The 17066-nt window shown below is 59.0% G+C and carries 15 protein-coding genes; 11 read left to right on the forward strand and 4 right to left on the reverse strand.

Annotated elements, in window-relative coordinates; translation table 11 throughout:
- Positions 1 to 12: 12 nt before the first annotated feature.
- The 8 genes from V6L81_RS06030 (at position 13) to V6L81_RS06065 (ending at position 5870) form a co-directional block, all read left to right on the forward strand.
- A complete protein-coding gene (locus V6L81_RS06030) occupies positions 13 to 675 on the forward strand; it encodes a riboflavin synthase (RefSeq protein ID WP_086795767.1) in 663 nt (220 codons plus the stop codon).
- A 16-nt stretch (positions 676 to 691) separates the two neighbouring features.
- Positions 692 to 1783, forward strand: coding sequence for a bifunctional 3,4-dihydroxy-2-butanone-4-phosphate synthase/GTP cyclohydrolase II (gene ribBA / locus V6L81_RS06035; RefSeq protein ID WP_094999467.1), 1092 nt, complete (start codon positions 692 to 694; stop codon positions 1781 to 1783).
- Positions 1784 to 1873: 90 nt separating this feature from the next.
- The gene (gene ribE, locus V6L81_RS06040; RefSeq protein WP_003444275.1) at positions 1874 to 2350 is read left to right on the forward strand and encodes a 6,7-dimethyl-8-ribityllumazine synthase; all 477 of its coding nucleotides are present in this window, start codon (positions 1874 to 1876) and stop codon (positions 2348 to 2350) included.
- A complete protein-coding gene (gene nusB, locus V6L81_RS06045; RefSeq protein WP_095019065.1) occupies positions 2347 to 2847 on the forward strand; it encodes a transcription antitermination factor NusB in 501 nt (166 codons plus the stop codon). The genes ribE and nusB overlap by 4 nt, the downstream gene beginning before the upstream one ends.
- 15 nt (positions 2848 to 2862) lie before the next feature.
- On the forward strand, positions 2863 to 3822 hold the full coding sequence (thiL, locus tag V6L81_RS06050) for a thiamine-phosphate kinase (protein WP_095019064.1): 960 nt from the start codon (positions 2863 to 2865) through the stop codon (positions 3820 to 3822).
- 223 nt (positions 3823 to 4045) lie between these two features.
- Entirely contained in the window at positions 4046 to 4663 is a 618-nt protein-coding gene (gene ribA, locus V6L81_RS06055) for a GTP cyclohydrolase II (protein WP_165446501.1), read from the forward strand.
- Positions 4660 to 5079 carry an MFS transporter gene (locus tag V6L81_RS06060; protein WP_338660544.1) on the forward strand — a complete coding sequence of 140 codons (420 nt, stop codon included), beginning with the start codon at positions 4660 to 4662 and terminating at the stop codon, positions 5077 to 5079. Before ribA ends, V6L81_RS06060 begins: the two co-directional genes overlap by 4 nt.
- Positions 5079 to 5870 (forward strand): cobalamin-binding protein, encoded by a 792-nt coding sequence (locus tag V6L81_RS06065; RefSeq protein WP_095031790.1) that lies wholly within the window; start codon positions 5079 to 5081, stop codon positions 5868 to 5870. Before V6L81_RS06060 ends, V6L81_RS06065 begins: the two co-directional genes overlap by 1 nt.
- Positions 5871 to 5968: 98 nt before the next feature.
- Here the strand turns inward: V6L81_RS06065 and V6L81_RS06070 are convergent, their stop codons facing one another.
- From V6L81_RS06070 to V6L81_RS06085, 4 genes are all read right to left on the reverse strand, one after another.
- Positions 5969 to 7852: a TonB-dependent receptor domain-containing protein gene (locus V6L81_RS06070; protein WP_095019062.1), complete on the reverse strand. Its 1884-nt coding sequence runs from the start codon at positions 7850 to 7852 to the stop codon at positions 5969 to 5971.
- A 187-nt stretch (positions 7853 to 8039) separates the two neighbouring features.
- Positions 8040 to 9938: a 1-deoxy-D-xylulose-5-phosphate synthase gene (gene dxs, locus V6L81_RS06075; protein WP_094999460.1), complete on the reverse strand. Its 1899-nt coding sequence runs from the start codon at positions 9936 to 9938 to the stop codon at positions 8040 to 8042.
- Between the two features lie 132 nt (positions 9939 to 10070).
- Positions 10071 to 10958, reverse strand: coding sequence for a (2E,6E)-farnesyl diphosphate synthase (gene ispA, locus V6L81_RS06080; RefSeq protein WP_095023465.1), 888 nt, complete (start codon positions 10956 to 10958; stop codon positions 10071 to 10073).
- A complete protein-coding gene (locus tag V6L81_RS06085) occupies positions 10955 to 11197 on the reverse strand; it encodes an exodeoxyribonuclease VII small subunit (RefSeq protein WP_019824297.1) in 243 nt (80 codons plus the stop codon). The genes ispA and V6L81_RS06085 overlap by 4 nt, the downstream gene beginning before the upstream one ends.
- 490 nt (positions 11198 to 11687) lie before the next feature.
- Here V6L81_RS06085 and V6L81_RS06090 point away from each other — a divergent pair, with 490 nt between their 5' ends.
- From V6L81_RS06090 to V6L81_RS06100, 3 genes are all read left to right on the forward strand, one after another.
- Positions 11688 to 12770, forward strand: coding sequence for a PDDEXK nuclease domain-containing protein (locus V6L81_RS06090; protein WP_338660545.1), 1083 nt, complete (start codon positions 11688 to 11690; stop codon positions 12768 to 12770).
- 281 nt (positions 12771 to 13051) lie between these two features.
- Positions 13052 to 16342: a helicase-related protein gene (locus V6L81_RS06095; protein ID WP_338660546.1), complete on the forward strand. Its 3291-nt coding sequence runs from the start codon at positions 13052 to 13054 to the stop codon at positions 16340 to 16342.
- Entirely contained in the window at positions 16339 to 17031 is a 693-nt protein-coding gene (locus V6L81_RS06100) for a DUF4391 domain-containing protein (protein WP_338660547.1), read from the forward strand. The genes V6L81_RS06095 and V6L81_RS06100 overlap by 4 nt, the downstream gene beginning before the upstream one ends.
- Positions 17032 to 17066: the final 35 nt, after the last annotated feature.

Below are 17066 nucleotides of genomic sequence, written 5' to 3' on the forward strand. Positions count from 1 at the left end.
AAGGGGAACGCCATGTTTACCGGCATCATTGAATCCATCGGCAGCATCCGTGCATTGACCCCCAAGGGCGGTGATGTGCGAGTTTCCATCGACACCGGCAAGCTCGACCTGAGCGACGTCAAACTCGGCGACAGTATCGCCATCAATGGCGTGTGCCTGACCGCCGTTGAGCTGTCGGGCAACGGCTTTGCCGCTGACGTCAGCCGCGAGACCCTCGATTGCACCGCGTTCAACGACTTGAAAAGCGGCAGCCGGGTCAACCTGGAAAAGGCCCTGACCCCGACCACGCGCCTGGGCGGTCATCTGGTCAGCGGCCACGTTGATGGCGTGGGCGAGGTGATCTCCCGTGAGGAGAACGCCCGTGCCATCGAGTTCCGCATCCGTGCACCCAAAGAACTGGCCAAGTACATTGCCCATAAAGGCTCGATCACGGTCGACGGCACCAGCCTGACGGTGAACGCGGTCAATGGCGCCGAGTTCTCGCTGACCATCATTCCGCACACCCTGAGCGAAACCATCATGGGTGACTACCGTCCGGGTCGCCGGGTCAACCTCGAGGTCGATTTGCTGGCGCGCTACCTTGAGCGTTTGCTGCTGGGTGACAAAGCTGCCGAGCCGACCTCGGGTGGCATCAGCGAAAGTTTTCTGGCCGCCAACGGCTTTCTCAAATCCTGACGTAAGGGGGTGCCGCGTGGCGCTCAACAGCATCGAAGAACTGGTTGAAGATATCCGCCAAGGCAAGATGGTCATCCTTATGGATGACGAAGACCGCGAGAACGAAGGCGACCTGATCATGGCCGCCGAGTGTTGTCAGGCCGAGCACATCAACTTCATGGCGCGCTTTGCCCGTGGCCTGATCTGCATGCCGATGAGCCGCGAGCGTTGCGAACTGCTCAAGCTGCCGTTGATGGCACCGCGCAACGGTTCCGGTTTTGGCACCAAGTTCACGGTCTCGATCGAAGCGGCCACCGGCGTCACTACCGGCATCTCTGCCGCTGACCGCGCGCGCACCGTGCAAGCGGCGGCCGCCAAGGACGCCAAAGCCGAAGACATCGTCAGCCCGGGCCATATCTTCCCGTTGATGGCTCAAGCCGGTGGCACCCTGGCCCGCGCCGGCCACACTGAAGCCGCCTGTGATCTGGCGCGCATGGCCGGGTTCGAGCCAAGCGGAGTGATCTGCGAAGTGATGAACGACGATGGCACCATGGCCCGTCGCCCTGAACTGGAAGCTTTCGCGGCCGAGCACGGCATCAAGATCGGCACCATTGCCGACCTGATCCACTACCGCATGATTCACGAACGTACCGTTCAGCGGATTGCCGAGCAGCCACTGGACAGCGAACTGGGCCAATTCAATTTGGTGACCTATCGTGATTCAGTCGAAGGCGATGTGCATATGGCACTGACCCTGGGCAAGATCTGCGCCGAAGAACCGACCCTGGTGCGCGTGCATAACATGGACCCGCTGCGCGACCTGCTGATGGTCAAGCAGCCCGGCCGCTGGAGCCTGCGCGCCGCCATGAGCGCGGTGGCTGAGGCCGGCAGCGGTGTGGTGCTGTTGCTCGGTCACCCCCTGGATGGCGATGTATTGCTGGCCAATATCCGCGAAACGGCAGACCACGCGCCGGTGAAAAAACCGACCACCTACAGCATCGTCGGTGCCGGTTCGCAGATCCTGCGTGACCTCGGTGTACGCAAAATGCGCCTGATGAGTTCACCAATGAAGTTCAATGCCATATCCGGTTTCGATCTGGAAGTTGTAGAATACGTGCCCTCCGAATAAAGACCGGTCGTGTCCAGTCCGAATTCGTGGCCCAATATCCTAAAGAGCGCATGCAAATGCGCTCTGGCTCTTTAATACGAGACATACCGAATGACCCTGAAGACCATCGAAGGTACCTTCATCGCCCCCAAAGGTCGCTACGCACTCGTAGTTGGCCGTTTCAACAGCTTCGTCGTCGAAAGCCTGGTGAGTGGTGCCGTTGATGCCCTGGTTCGCCACGGTGTGAACGAAAGCGACATCACCATCATCCGCGCACCTGGCGCGTTTGAAATCCCGCTGGTCGCGCAAAAAGTTGCCCAGCGCAACGAATTCGCCGCAATCATCGCCCTGGGCGCCGTGATTCGTGGCGGTACTCCGCATTTCGAATACGTTGCTGGCGAGTGCACCAAGGGCTTGTCCCAAGTGTCCATGCAGTTCGGCGTACCGGTTGCCTTCGGCGTGCTGACCGTTGACTCGATTGAACAAGCCATCGAGCGCTCGGGCACCAAAGCTGGCAACAAAGGCGCAGAAGCTGCCTTGTCCGCCCTTGAAATGGTTAGCCTGTTGGCACAGTTGGAGGCCAAGTGATTTCCGACGAAAGCGATCGTTTCAACCCGCGCGACCCGAAACCTGCGGACGCTGGCAAGCCTTCCAAGAGCGCCAAGCGCCGTGAAGCGCGTCAACTCGCAACTCAGGCCCTGTACCAATGGCACATGGCCAAGCAGTCGCTGAACGAAATCGAAGCGCAATTCCGCGTCGATAACGACTTCTCCGACGTTGATGCTGCCTACTTCCGTGAAATCCTGCACGGCGTGCCTGCGCACAAAGGCGAGATCGATGCTGCCCTGGTTCCGTGCCTGGACATCACCATCGAAGAACTCGATCCGGTTGAGCTGTCTGTTCTGCGCCTGTCCACCTGGGAGCTGATCAAGCGTGTTGACGTGCCTTACCGCGTTGTGATCAACGAAGGCATCGAGCTGGCGAAAGTGTTCGGCTCCACCGACGGCCACAAGTTCGTCAACGGTGTGCTCGACAAACTGGCGCCACGCCTGCGTGAAGCTGAAGTAAAGGCTTACAAGCGCTAAACCGCGCTGTCGGCCATGGGCGAGTTTGAGCTGATCCGCAACTTCTTCGCTGCCGCGCCCTGTGCGCAGGGCGGCGAGGGTGTTGCCCTGGGTATTGGCGACGACTGCGCCCTGCTGGATGTTCCCTTCGGGGAACAGCTGGCGATTTCCACCGACACCCTGGTAGCCGGGGTGCACTTCGCAGATCCCTGCGACCCTTTCCTGCTCGGTCAGCGTTCGCTGGCAGTGGCGGCCAGTGATTTGGCGGCCATGGGCGCAACTCCTGTCGCATTTACCCTTGCCCTGACCCTGCCGACGTTTGACGCCGAGTGGCTGCAAACCTATGCCCGTGGTTTGAACCTGATGGCCCAGACCTGTGGCCTGCGCCTTATCGGTGGCGACACCACGCGCGGGCCATTGTGTCTGACCCTTACAGTTTTCGGGCGAGTGCCCACGGGCCATGCCCTGACCCGCAGCGGCGCGCGCCCCGGTGACCTGCTGTGTGTGGGTGGCGAGCTGGGCAATGCGGCCGGGGCGTTGCCGTTGGTGCTGGGGCAGCGCACCGCGGCATCGATGATAGGCGAACCGTTGCTGGCCCATTACTGGTCGCCACAACCGCAGTTGGCGCTGGGCCAGGCCCTGCGTGGTAAAGCCACCTCGGCGCTGGATATTTCCGATGGCCTGCTGGCCGATTGCGGGCATATCGCGGCGGCGTCGAAGGTGGGGCTGGCGATTGAACTCGACCGGGTGCCGGTCTCGCTGGCGCTGGAAGAGTTCCTGGGCGAGGCGGGAGCGCAACAGGCAGCGTTGAGCGGCGGGGATGACTATGTACTGGCGTTTACCTTGCCTGAGGTTGAGGTGCCGACCCTGCTGGCCGATGGCTGGCCTATCCATGTGATTGGTCGCGTGGTTGAAGGGCAGGGCGTCACGCTGCTGGATGACGAAGGCCTGGACATTACTCCGGCAGTCCACGGCTATCAGCATTTTCGTGCGTGACCCTGTGGGAGCGGGCTTGCTCGCGATGGCAGCGCCACGTTCAGCCTGATACACCGCATCGCCTGTTTCGCGAGCAAGCCCGCTCCCACGGGGCCTGTGTAGCGTAAGTCATCAAACTTTTAGATATTTATCCTCGGTAATTCAGCCTAAGCGTCTGTAGGAACCTCCTGTTACAATGTCGCCTCTGCGAATTTCCAGTACTCAAACTGATCAGGAGCACACGGTGCCTGTCGTTTTCGTTGCCGCTTGCAAATTACCCACCCCCTTTGCCGAGTTCACTATGCATGGCTTCCTTGAGAAGGCCACGGGTCGTGAACACGTTGTGCTCAGTTTGGGCGACGTTACAGACGGTGCGCCGGTTCTGGGGCGTGTGCATTCCGAATGCCTGACCGGTGACGCCCTGTTCAGCCAGCGCTGCGACTGCGGCTCGCAGCTTGAAGCCGCCTTGCAAGCCATTGCCCGCGAAGGTCGTGGCGTATTGCTGTACCTGCGTCAGGAAGGCCGTGGCATCGGTTTGCTCAACAAAATCCGTGCCTACGAGTTGCAAGATGGCGGCGCCGATACCGTTGAAGCCAACGAGCGCCTCGGCTTTGCCGCCGACCAGCGCGATTACGCCATTTGCCTGCCGATGCTGGAGCACGTAGGCGTGCATTCGCTGCGCCTGATGACCAACAATCCGCGCAAGGTCAAAGCCCTGACTGACATGGGCATCACCGTGGCCGAGCGTGTGCCGCTGCACACCGGGCACAACCCGCACAACAAGCTGTACCTGGCGACCAAAGCCAACAAGCTAGGGCACATGATGGGTAACCAGCATCAGAGCGAGGCTGACCCGGCATGACCCGTGGCCAGCGTCTTCGGCGCCTGAGTTTCAGTTGGTGGCAACAGCTGCTGCTGACCCTGCTGCCTCTGGTGCTGGTCTGCTGGTTTTTCGGCAGCGCCGAGCCGTTGCTGCCTGAGCTGGCAATGCCGTTATTTATTGCGGGCGTGGCTTCGATGTTCGTCACCCTGCGCACGTTCGGGCCTTACAAACATGGCCTGATCAATCTGCAGAAAGCCCTCGACACCCCACAGGAACCTGCAGCCTGGGATGAGCTGGCGCGTGCACGTCAGCGGTCCCTGCTAGCGGCGGGGCTGCCCACCTGGATTGCCACGCTGGCGGTGTTTGTCGGGCTTGAAGGCGTACCGCTATTGCTGCTGGTACTGTCAACGCTGGTGCTGTTTTACCTCTATCGCGTCCCCCGCCAGGTAGGCTGATGCGCGTCTGGCTGGCAGCTCTGTTGCTGACTGTCAGCTTTTCTGCCCAGGCTGTCAGCCGCGTGGTGAGCCTGTCACCGTCCCTTTCTGAAATGGTTGTCGAACTCGGCGCCGCCGATTTGCTGGTAGGGCGTCTGGAAGCAGGGGAGCCGTTACCTGAGCTTGCCGGCGTGCCTTCTGTGGGCCGCTACGGGCAACTGGACATGGAGCGTCTGCTCAGCCTGCAACCCGACCTGCTTTTGCTTTGGCCAGGCAGTGTGGGTGTTGCCCAGCGCGAGCAATTGCGTAACCTGAATATCCCCACCTTCACCGCCGAACCGGCAAGCCTCGATCAACTGGCCGATCAGGTTGAAGCCCTGGCCATCGCCCTGGGTCGCCCGCAGCGTGGAAGGGAGCAGGCAACGCAACTGCGCCAACGTCTGGCACAACTGCGTGAACAGTACCGGACTGACGTGCCTGTGCGGGTGTTTTATCAGGTGTGGGATCAGCCGCTGTACACCATCGGCGGCGGGCAAATCATCAGTGATGCGCTGGCAGTGTGCGGGGCAAGCAATATGTTTGACGACCTCAAACTGCCGGCGCCGCAGGTTGGTATAGAGTCTGTGTTACAGCGTAATCCTGAGGTGATTATCGCCGGCACCCAGGCGCAGCTGGATGCCTGGAAAGCCTGGCCGCAGATCGATGCGGTCAAGCATGGGCGTTTGCTGCTATTGGCCGACAAGGGCCTGGAGCGTCCGAGCGGGCAGATGCTGGAAGCGACGGCCAGATTGTGTGAGCAATTACAGAGATAAAAATTATCTGTGGGAGCGGGCTTGCTCGCGATGCAGGTGATGCGCAGTGTCAGGTAAGTCGCGGTGATGCTATCGCGAGCCATCCCGCGCCCACAGGTTTAGAACGTCGGCGTCCAGGTAATTGCCAGCTGCAGCGAGCGCCGTTCTTCGCGGTAGCCATAGTAGTTGCCGTCATAGCTGTACAGCGCGCGGGTGAAGCTTTTGTCCAGCAGGTTATCGACCTTCAGGTCGAGCCGCACTTCTGAGCTGGCCTGCCAGTTGCCGCGTAATCCCAGCAAGCCATAACCGCCAACGGGCTGCTTGTTGTCTTCATCATTGAAGCTGCTGCTCACCGCTTGCCAGCTGGCGCCGACACCTACCTTGTCAAATTGCCGATCCAGATCCAGGCTCAAGGTACGGCGTGCGCGGCGGCTCAGGGTATGGCCGGTATCACGATCGCGCGGGTCAATAATCGCGATACCCAGGCTGCTCTGCCAGCCGAACCATTCTTGCTGCAACGCGCTTTCGAAACCGGTGATCCGTGCTGCGCCGATGTTCTGCTGAATAAAGTCGGCATCGGCCACAATCGCGTCGCGAATATCGGTGCGATACAGCGAGGTTTCCAGGCGACTGGTCTCACTTAGCTGACTGCGCCATTGCAGCTCGTAGCTTTTTGAGTATTCCGGCTTGAGATCGGGATTGCCGAACTGCGGGTAGTACAAGTCATTGAACGTCGGTGCGCGAAACCCTTCACTGTAAGTCAGCATAACGTCGTTGTCGGCGTTCAGCGGCACCGTCAGGCTGGCGCTCCAGGTGTTGTGGCTGCCAAATTGCTGGTTCTGGTCGTGACGCAGGCCCAGCTCGGTCGAGAAGTACTCGCCGTGGAAGCGGTGCTGAACAAACGCGGCGCGGTTCCAGCGGCTGTCTTCCTCGAAAACGGTGCTGCTGCGTACCCGGTCTTGATAGGCGTCGGCGCCGAGGATCAGGCTGTTTTGATCGTCCAGCGTCAGGTTGTTCTGCCAGTTCAGCGAGTCGCGATAGGTGTTGAAGCTGTAGATCTCGGCGCTGAGTTTGTCCCGGGTTTTTTCACGGTTTTCGCTGTGGCCCAGCTCCAGGCGCGAGTTCCAGCGTTCGTTCAGTTGCGCGTCGATAAAACTGCCGACGCTGCTGATATCAAAATCGCTGTAGAGCTGTTGGCCACTGACAGTCTGGGTCTGCGGGTCCCAGCGCCCGAACGAATTGTCGAGTTCGGTCTTGCCGACGTTTTTCATGGCCGTCAGGCCAATTTCAAGCTCCTGGTTCAGGTAGTGGCTCAGGTTCAGGCTCAGTGACTTGTTGCGATAGGCGTCGTGGTCGCTGTCGCTGGGGAAGGATTCGTGGGTGCGGTTGATCCCGGCGGTTTGTTCCAGGCTGCCACTGAGGTTGTAGCGCGTTTGCCCGTCGCCACCGGAGATGCCCAGGCTGTTTTGCGAGCTGCCATAACTGCCCACTGCACTATGCAGGCGAAGCTGCGGGGCTTGATCGGCACCGCGTCGGGTGAAAATCTGGATCACACCGCCAATCGCATCGCTGCCGTAGATCACCGAGCGCGAGCCGCGCAGCACTTCAACCCGCTCGATCTGATCGATATTGAGGTACTGCAGATTACTGTCGGCCGAAGTGGCATTGGCCATGCGCTGGCCGTCGACCAGCACCAGGCTTTGCGCCGACTTGGTGCCGCGAATGTAAATCCCCGGCAAACCGCCGCGTCCACCGCTGCGGGCCACTTGTACACCGGGTACCCGGCCGAGCAAGTCGGTCAGGCTGGTGGGTTGCAGGCGGTCGATATCGTCACGGGTGAACACGCTGTTGGCGCTTGTGCTGTCCGAGCGAGCCTCGACCTGGCGATTGCCGGTGATCAGGATCTGCGGGAGTTTGAGCGCATCTTCGCGCTCCAGCGGCTCTGCAAGCAAAGGGCAGGCGGGGATAAAACCGAGGATCAGAGCAAGACGAAGGCGTTTCATGGTGTCTCAACAGGGTGTTGGGCGGACCGTAGCAGCTGCCGTAGGAACGAGGCTGCGTTCGGTGGCGTAGCCACCGTAAACCATGCCTCGCGGTGTATCAGTATCACCGAGGGGGGCGGATTTACGATCGCTTCGCAATCGAACGCAGCCTGCGGCAGCTGCTACGAAATCGCGCAGACCAAGTGGCTCAGAGCCCCAGGAGTTCCATGCGCTGACGTACCGAGGCTTCGATACCTGCCGCATCCAGGCCGCATTCGGCCAGCATCTGGCTCGGTTTGGCATGTTCGACGTAAATATCCGGCAAGCCCAGGTGCAGCACAGACTTGAGCACGTTTTCACGGGCCAGGAACTCGCTGACGCCGGCGCCTGCGCCGCCCATGACAGCGTTCTCTTCGATGGTCACCAGCAGCTCATGGCTGGCAGCCATTTCGCGAACCAGCTCTTCATCCATCGGCTTGACGAAGCGCATGTCGACCACGGTGGCGTCGATTTTTTCTGCCACTTGCAGGGCTTCTGCCAGTTGCACGCCGAATACCAGCATGGCGACTTTCGAACCCTGGCGACGAATCACGCCCTTGCCGATTTCCAGCGGCTCGAGGTTTTTTTCGATCACTGCGTTCGGGCCTGTGCCGCGAGGGTAACGCACTGCCGCCGGGCCGTTGTACAGGTGGCCGGTGGTGAGCATTTTGCGCAGTTCGTTCTCATCGCTCGGGGTCATGATAAGCATGCCCGGGATGCAGCGCAGGAACGACAGATCGAAGCTGCCTGCGTGGGTCGGGCCGTCTTCGCCCACCAGGCCGGCACGGTCGATGGCGAACAGCACGTCAAGATTCTGCACCGCGACGTCATGCACCAGCTGGTCGTAACCGCGCTGCAGGAACGTCGAGTAAATTGCCACTACCGGCTTGGAGCCTTCGCAGGCCATGCCGGCAGCAAAGGTCACGGCATGTTGCTCTGCAATCGCCACGTCGAAATAGCGCTTTGGATACCGCTCGCTGAACGCAATCAGATCCGAGCCTTCTTTCATGGCCGGGGTGATGCCCACCAGGCGCTCATCGGCAGCGGCCATGTCGCACAGCCACTCGCCAAACACGGCGGAGTACTTGGGCCCGCTGGGTGCCTTCGGTGCAGCTTTCGGAGCATTGAGCGGTTCGAGCTTGGTGATGGCGTGATAGCCGATCGGGTCCGCTTCGGCCGGAGCGAAGCCCTTGCCTTTTTTGGTGACGATATGCAGAAACTGCGGCCCTTTGAGGTCGCGCATATTGCGCAGCGTCGCGATCAAGGTCGGCAGGTCGTGGCCATCGATCGGGCCGATATAGTTCCAGCCCAACTCTTCGAACAGGGTGCCGGGTACCAGCATGCCCTTGGCATATTCTTCTGTGCGCCGCGCAATTTCCCACGCACCAGGCAGACGCGAGAGCACCTTTTTGCTGCCTTCGCGCATGCTTGCATAGGTGCGGCTCGACAGGATCTTGGCCAGGTAGTTGGACAAACCACCAACATTGCGCGAGATCGACATGTCGTTGTCGTTGAGGATCACCAGCATGTTGGCGTCGACTTCGGGCGCGTGGTTCAACGCCTCAAACGCCATGCCCGCAGTCAATGCGCCGTCACCGATCACGGCAATCGCCTTGCGCTCGCTTTTTTGCAGGCGGGCGGCAATGGCCATGCCCAGCGCTGCGCTGATCGAGGTGCTGGAGTGGCCGACACCAAAGGTGTCGTACTCGCTCTCGGCACGACGTGGGAAAGCGGCAATGCCGTCTTTCTGACGCAACGTTGCCATCTGCTCGCGACGGCCCGTGAGGATTTTATGCGGATACGCCTGATGGCCCACGTCCCACACCAGCCGGTCGTCCGGGGTGTCGAACACGTAGTGCAACGCGATGGTCAGCTCAATGACACCCAGGCCGGCACCGAAATGCCCGCCCGTCTGGCCGACGGTATAGAGCAATTCCAGGCGCAACTCATCGGCCAGGGTTTCCAGCTCGGCTTCTGCCAGGCGGCGCAGGCCCGCAGGCGTGCCTGCCCGGTCAAGCAGGGGCGTAGTCGGACGGTTGCGGGGAATCTCTTGAAACGTCGTTGGCATCAGGCGAATCGTTATAGGTATAAGAAGAGGCGGCAGTTTACCTTATGGAACGTAAGCTGCCCACGCAGTCTGGCATTCGTTCGTAAGACCTTGGCATTAGAGCTGTCAGAAAACGTTACCGAGGAGCGCCCTTTAGTGGCGTCGCTCAACGATATAACGTGCCAGTTCACGCAGCGGTTCGGCGGCTGCATCAAAATGTCGCAGGGCGTTGAGCGCCTGGTCGCGCAGCTCAAGCGCATAGCCTTTGGCCTGCTCCAGCCCCATCAGGGCGGGGTAGGTCGGTTTGTCCCGTGCTATGTCGGCCCCCTGGCGTTTACCCAGAGTTGCGGTATCGCTTTCAACATCCAGAATGTCGTCCTGAACCTGAAACGCCAGGCCAATGGCCCGTGCATAAACGCTCAGTGCGTGCAGGTTGTCTTCGTTTGCATGACCGCTGGCCAGGGCGCCCAGTTGCACGCTGGCTTCGATCAGGGCGCCGGTCTTGTGCCGGTGCATGTATTCCAGCGCGGCCTGGTCGAGCTTGAGCCCCACCGAACCGAGGTCGATCGCTTGCCCGCCGACCATGCCCGCCGGACCTGCAGCAAAAGCCAGGGCCGTGACCATGCGCAAACGGGTGTCGGCGTTCAGGTTGCTCAGGCGCGGGTCGAGCAAAGCGCTGAACGCCAGGCTTTGCAGGCCGTCGCCCGCCAGAATGGCGCAGGCTTCGTCGAACGCTTTGTGGGTGGTTGGCTGGCCGCGACGCAGATCGTCATCGTCCATTGCGGGCAAGTCGTCGTGCACCAGCGAATAGGCGTGGATCAATTCCACGGCACAGGCCGCGCCATTGGCTTGCTCAGGTGTACTGCCGAGGGCTTCGCAGGCGGCATAGGCCAGCAGCGGGCGAACCCGTTTGCCGCCATTCATGACGCTGTAGCGCATGGCCTCATAAAGACGGGCCAGCTCGGGAGCCGGAGCGACAAACAGGCTTTCAAGCGCCGCATTGACACGGGCCTGGCTGCTGATCTGGTAAGCATCAATCATTCGGACTGTTCCGCATCAAAAGGCTCTTGTGCCAGCTCACCGTCACGCTCAAGCAGGATCTGTACTTTCTGCTCGGCCTGGGCCAGTGCGCCCTGGCAATCACGGGTCAGGCGGATGCCTTGTTCGAAGGCGGTCAGGGAATCTTCCAGCGACAGCTCGCCATTTTCCAGACGCTCGACCAGTGTTTGCAGGTCAGCGAGTGACTGTTCGAAATCCGGGGAAGCTTTTTTGCGGGCCATGGCGGCATTCTCGGTAGGCGTTAAAACCGGCTGACACTAGCAGACGGCGGGTTTTGGGGCAAATCGACAGGGCGCCCATGTATCCAGGTGAGGGGGTTTTCACTTGTCGCTACTAAACGAGTGGGTGGCAGCCGTACGCAGGTTAGTCGACCGGTGCATCCGGAACCCGGCGCGCCACAAGGGCGCCCTGCGCACGGCCACCATAAAACGCAGGCCGTAAAAAGCACCTTGCGGAGGTGTTGCCTTGCGCCGGATTACAGATCGGGCGACTAAACCCGACCGCTGATTTTGCAGCGATGGCCCGAGACTATTTCCCGAAATTGGCAGGCGCAAGCGAACGGGATTTTTCTCGGAAGTTTCACGAGAATGAAAGCGAAGTGTCGTACGAAAAGACCGAATTTAAAGGCTTATGTTGTGTGCCCTGCCAGCGATTGGATCTGTGCACTGCAGATGTTTCGAGCACGCTGGCGTGGTCACGAGAGAAAAAGCCATGAGTGAAACTCCTGTTGGTTTGAGTGCGCAGCCCGATGGCTACAGTGACTGGTTGAGCGATCTTAAAGGCCGCATTCATGGCGCCCAGCAGCGCGCCACGTTGGCGGTGAACCGCGAGCTGGTACTGCTGTACTGGCAAATCGGTCACGACATTTTGACCCGCCAGACACAGCAAGGTTGGGGCACGAAAGTGATTGAGCGTCTGGCGCTGGATCTGCGCGCAGCCTTCCCGCACATGAAAGGTTTCTCGCCACGCAACCTCAAATATATGCGTGCCTTTGCCCAGGCATGGCCTGATACGGCAATTGTGCAGCAGGCTGTTGCACAATTGCCTTGGGGGCACAATCTGGTGCTGCTGGACAAACTCCCCGGTCCCGAAACCCGCCGTTGGTATGCGGCCAAGGCCATCGAACACAACTGGTCGCGAAATACGCTGGTCATGCAGATCGAGGGTCGTTTACTGGAGCGCAGTGGCAAGGCCGTGAGCAATTTTGAAAACTTCTTGCCCAAACCCCAGTCCGATTTGGCCCGTGAATCGTTGAAAGATCCTTACCGTTTCGACTTTCTTGGCCTTGGCGCTGATGCGCATGAACGAGAGATAGAAACTGCTTTGGTCAGGCATGTCACCGACTTTTTGCTGGAGCTGGGCGCAGGTTTTGCCTTCGTCGGCAAACAAGTGCTTTTGAATGTGGGAGGTGACGAGTTTTTCATCGATCTGCTGTTCTACCACCTCAAGCTGCGCTGCTATGTAGTGGTTGAACTCAAGGCCGGTAAATTCAAACCGGAGCACCTTGGGCAGTTGGGTTTTTATCTGGCCGCCGTGGATGGGCAGGTTAAGGATCCCCAGGACAGCCCCACCATCGGCCTGTTGCTGTGCTCCAGCAAGAACAAGGTGGTGGCCGAGTACGCCTTGCGCGATAACACCCGGCCCATCGGCGTGGCCGAGTACCAGTTGGTAGAGTCACTGCCAGCAGAGTTGCAGACCAGTTTGCCCAGCATCGAACAGATCGAACGCGAACTGGCGGGTGATGGCGTCGCTATCGAGGAGTGTCGAGTGAACGAGGATTATTTCAGGCATTAAAAAGCCGGCTTGTGGGCGGCGTTATTGTTTGGCTGTGGCCTTATTTTGCTGGGGCGCGTGGAGATTCCTATTTCTGTCCCCCCATTTATCCCCCCACTGCGCCAATGCGTGCGCTTATCTGTTCAAGCTCGTGGCTGGTGTCGTCAATGTCTGCGCTCATGCAGTCGAGCTCCCATTGGGCTGTGATTTTGAATACGTGGCAATTTGCCGGCTAGTAATACGTGATATTAATCCCTGGCTCCATGATAATCCCCTCAGCTCGCATAAAGGGATCCCTCCAAATGGAACTGATCGACAACATCAACACCCTGCTTGGTGAAAACCTAAAAGGTACGCTCAAGCCGGGCTCGAAGCTGAAGATTGCCGCCTCGTGCTTTTCGATCTACGCCTACGTCGCGTTGAAGAAGGAGCTGGAGAGCATCGACTCCCTGGAGTTCATCTTTACCTCGCCGACCTTTGTGCCCAACGAGGTGAGCGACAAGATCAAGAAGGAACAGCGCGAGTTTCATATTCCCAAGGCCGAGCGCGAGCGCAGCACCACCGGCAGTGAGTTTGAAATCCAGCTGAAGAACCAGCTCACCCAGAAGGCGATAGCCAGGGAATGTGCTGACTGGATTCAACGCAAGGCCAAGTTTCGCTCCAATCGAGGCCAGGCGCCTATGCAGCCCTTCGCGGGCGTGCAAGACAAAGTTGGCGACAGCGTCTACATGCCTTTGCAAGGCTTCACGGCCGTGGATCTGGGTTACCAGCAGGGTAACGCCGTATCGAACTTTGTCACCAAAATAGATGAGCCAAGCGTTACCGCGACTTTTCTCAATCTGTTTGATCAGATCTGGAGCGACCCAAGCAAGCTGGAAGACGTGACCTCACGGCTGTGCGAGCACATCGCCTCGGTTTATCAGGAGAATGCCCCTGAGCGCATTTACTTCTTGATGCTCTACAACATCTTCCGCGAGTTTCTGGAAGACATTAACGAGGACGTGCTGCCCAATGACCGTACCGGCTATCAAGACAGCCTGATCTGGCAGAAGCTGTTCAACTTCCAGCGTGACGCCGCCACCGGCCTGATCAACAAACTGGAGACCTATAGCGGCTGCATTCTTGCCGACAGTGTTGGCCTGGGTAAAACCTTCACTGCGCTGGCAGTGATCAAGTATTACGAGTTGCGTAACAAGTCGGTGCTGGTGCTCTGCCCGAAGAAACTGGCCGACAACTGGCTGAACTACAATCGCAACCTCAAGACCAACATCTTTGCCAAGGATCGCTTTAACTACGACGTGCTTTGCCACACCGACCTGACCCGCACCCGTGGCGAGTCGTTGGGCATTCCGCTGGATCGCGTCAACTGGGGTAACTACGACCTGGTGGTGATCGATGAGTCGCACAACTTCCGTAACAACGATATCTATAAAGACAAAGAGACCCGTTACCAGCGGCTGATGAATCAGGTCATTCGTCAAGGCGTGAAGACCAAGGTGCTGATGCTCTCAGCCACCCCGGTCAACAACCGTTTCAGCGACTTGCGCAACCAGTTGGCCTTGGCCTACGAGGGGGACAGCGACAACCTCAGCAAGAAGCTGCGCACTGAAAAGGACATCGACGGTATCTTCCGCCGCGCCCAGGCAGCCTTCAATGTGTGGACCGGTCTGCCACCGGAGAAACGCACTGCAGCGGCGATTCTCAATACCCTTGATTTCGACTTCTTCGAGCTGCTCGACAGCGTCACCATTGCCCGCTCTCGCCGGCATATCGAGACTTTCTACAACACCGCCGACATCGGCAGCTTCCCTGAGCGCCGCAAGCCACTGTCGTTTCATTGCCCGTTGACTCCGCGTGGTGACGTCATTGGCTTCAACGAGATCTTCAACCAGCTGTCGCTGCTTAAGCTCGCCGTGTACGCCCCGGTTAGCTACATCCTGCCCAGCCGGTTGAAAAAGTACGAAGAGATGTACGACACCGAAGTGGAGGGAGGTAAAGGCAAGCTCAAACAGGTCGACCGCGAGAGAAGCCTGCAAGCGCTGATGACCACCAACCTGCTAAAGCGCCTGGAAAGCTCGGTCGAGTCTTTCCGCCTGACCCTGAAAAATCTGCAAAACACGCATCGGAACGCGCTGGATAAAATCGCCACCTTCAAGAAAACCGGCCTTGCCAGTGACTTCGCCGACGTTACCGCTGCCTTTGAAGATGCCGATTTTGACGACGACAACTTACCGTTGCCCGGCGACATTACCATCGGTAAGAAGATTCAGATCAGCTTGGAAGACATGGACGTGCCGTCCTGGGAGCAAGACCTGCAAGGCGACCTGATCTTCATTGAAGAGTTGCTGGCTGAAATGGCCAAGGTCACACCAGCCGACGACGCCAAACTGCAGCACCTGAAAACCCAGATCACCAGCAAGCTGGCATCGCCGATCAATCCTGGCAATCGCAAGGTGCTGATTTTTACCGCTTTCGCCGATACCGCCAATTACCTCTACGACAACCTGGCTGAGTACCTGCTGAGCACTCACAATGTGCATTCCGGCAAGGTCACCGGCAGCGATGCGCCCAAGTCCACCCTCGGCACTATGCCGGGCAGTCGCCAGACTTACGACTTCCAAGGTTTGCTGACGCTGTTCTCGCCGCGCTCGAAAGAAAAAGCGCTGATTTACCCGGACGAGCCGCGTGAAATCGACATCCTCATCGGCACCGACTGCATCTCCGAAGGCCAGAACCTGCAGGACTGCGACTACCTGATCAACTACGACATTCACTGGAACCCGGTGCGCATCATCCAGCGCTTCGGCCGGGTGGATCGTATTGGCTCGCAGAACGCCAGCATCCAGTTGGTCAACTACTGGCCAGATATCAGCCTCGACGAGTACATCAACCTCAAAGAGCGGGTTGAAAACCGCATGATGATCGCTGACGTTACCGCCACTGGCGACGACAACGTGCTCAGCGCACAGGCCAATGACGTGGCCTACCGCAAAGAGCAACTGCGACGTTTGCAGGATGAAGTGATCGAGATGGAAGACATCAAGACCGGCGTCTCCATCACCGACCTCGGCCTCAATGATTTCCGCATGGATTTGCTCAGCTACATCAAGGCCAATGGTGACCTCGGCAGCATCCCCAATGGCTTGCACGCCGTGGTGCCGGCACGGCAGGAACTTGGCTTGGTGCCCGGCGTAATCTTCACCTTGCGCAATCGCAAGCACGGCGCCAGCCTCAATCAACAGAACCGCCTGCATCCCTTCTACCTGATCTATATCAGTCTGGAAGGGCAGATCATCAGTGATCAGACAGAAGCCAAGCGTCTGTTGGACCTGGCTCGCAGCGCCTGTAAGGGCCATAACCAGCCGATCATTGATGCCTACCAGCGGTTCAATCAGTCCACCCAGGACGGGCGTAACATGCGTGCCTACTCCAACCTACTCGACCAAGCGATTCGCTCGATGATCGATGTGAAGGAAGAGAAAGACATCGACAGTCTGTTCAGCGGCGGTAAGACCACCGCGCTGGTCGACACCATCTCTGGGCTGGATGATTTCGAGTTGATTACTTTCATCGTCATTCAGGGCGTGGCATGAGCCAGGCCGCAGTCACTCCGGCAGTTACGCCAGCGCTATTTAGTTTTCCGCCGCAGGCCAAGGTTGGCCGCGTGGTGGCGAAGAACAAAATCTACGAGCAGGGTTCTGTCAGTTCGACGCTGCGCGATAAATTTGTTGCCCAGGTCGAGCAAATTACCTGGGCTTACAAGCTGGCCCCGGAAACCATTAACCTGCCGGCGCGGGGCAGTGTCGTAGAAATTCAGATCTTCGACATCGCACTGAAAACCGCCGAACTGGATGAGGAAGTACTGCGCGCCATCGACCGCGCTATCCCACTGCCGATCATCTTTCAGTTGCACCATGAGCAGCGCACCCGCATGGTGGCGACCTTTAAACGCCCGAGCGAAGCCGATGCCAGTAAGTGGGTCATCGATGGCTACTTCTCCGGAGTCTGGTTAGCTGCTGATGCCGAGCGTCAGCTACTACCGGTGGCGCTGGATCTGTATGGCCTTTACGAACAACTGCTGCGCAGCTTGCTACCTCAGTCGGCGAGGCTCGGTGAAGGTCTGCCAGAGCAGCTGCAGCGACTGACACGGCTGCGCAACCTGCAAGCCGAGCAGCGCAAGCTGGAGGCTCGCTTGCACAAAGAAATACAGTTCAACCGCAAAGTAGAGCTCAACGCTCAACTGCGGGAGCTGAATACCCAAATTGATCAGCTGAGCGCCTAAGCGCCAGTTCGCAGCCAAGACCTCAAGAATTACAG

Origin of the sequence: Pseudomonas bubulae (genome assembly GCF_037023725.1) — a bacterium.
GTDB lineage: Bacteria > Pseudomonadota > Gammaproteobacteria > Pseudomonadales > Pseudomonadaceae > Aquipseudomonas > Aquipseudomonas bubulae.

Excerpts from the sequence above, each read along its gene's own strand:
- V6L81_RS06030 (WP_086795767.1), top strand. The coding sequence starts at position 13 with ATGTTTACCGGCATCATTGAATCCATCGGCAGCATCCGTGCATTGACC.
- ribE (WP_003444275.1), top strand. The coding sequence starts at position 1,874 with ATGACCCTGAAGACCATCGAAGGTACCTTCATCGCCCCCAAAGGTCGC.
- thiL (WP_095019064.1), top strand. The coding sequence starts at position 2,863 with ATGGGCGAGTTTGAGCTGATCCGCAACTTCTTCGCTGCCGCGCCCTGT.
- V6L81_RS06060 (WP_338660544.1), top strand. The coding sequence starts at position 4,660 with ATGACCCGTGGCCAGCGTCTTCGGCGCCTGAGTTTCAGTTGGTGGCAA.
- V6L81_RS06065 (WP_095031790.1), top strand. The coding sequence starts at position 5,079 with ATGCGCGTCTGGCTGGCAGCTCTGTTGCTGACTGTCAGCTTTTCTGCC.
- V6L81_RS06070 (WP_095019062.1), bottom strand. The coding sequence starts at position 7,852 with ATGAAACGCCTTCGTCTTGCTCTGATCCTCGGTTTTATCCCCGCCTGC.
- dxs (WP_094999460.1), bottom strand. The coding sequence starts at position 9,938 with ATGCCAACGACGTTTCAAGAGATTCCCCGCAACCGTCCGACTACGCCC.
- ispA (WP_095023465.1), bottom strand. The coding sequence starts at position 10,958 with ATGATTGATGCTTACCAGATCAGCAGCCAGGCCCGTGTCAATGCGGCG.
- V6L81_RS06085 (WP_019824297.1), bottom strand. The coding sequence starts at position 11,197 with ATGGCCCGCAAAAAAGCTTCCCCGGATTTCGAACAGTCACTCGCTGAC.
- V6L81_RS06090 (WP_338660545.1), top strand. The coding sequence starts at position 11,688 with ATGAGTGAAACTCCTGTTGGTTTGAGTGCGCAGCCCGATGGCTACAGT.
- V6L81_RS06095 (WP_338660546.1), top strand. The coding sequence starts at position 13,052 with ATGGAACTGATCGACAACATCAACACCCTGCTTGGTGAAAACCTAAAA.
- V6L81_RS06100 (WP_338660547.1), top strand. The coding sequence starts at position 16,339 with ATGAGCCAGGCCGCAGTCACTCCGGCAGTTACGCCAGCGCTATTTAGT.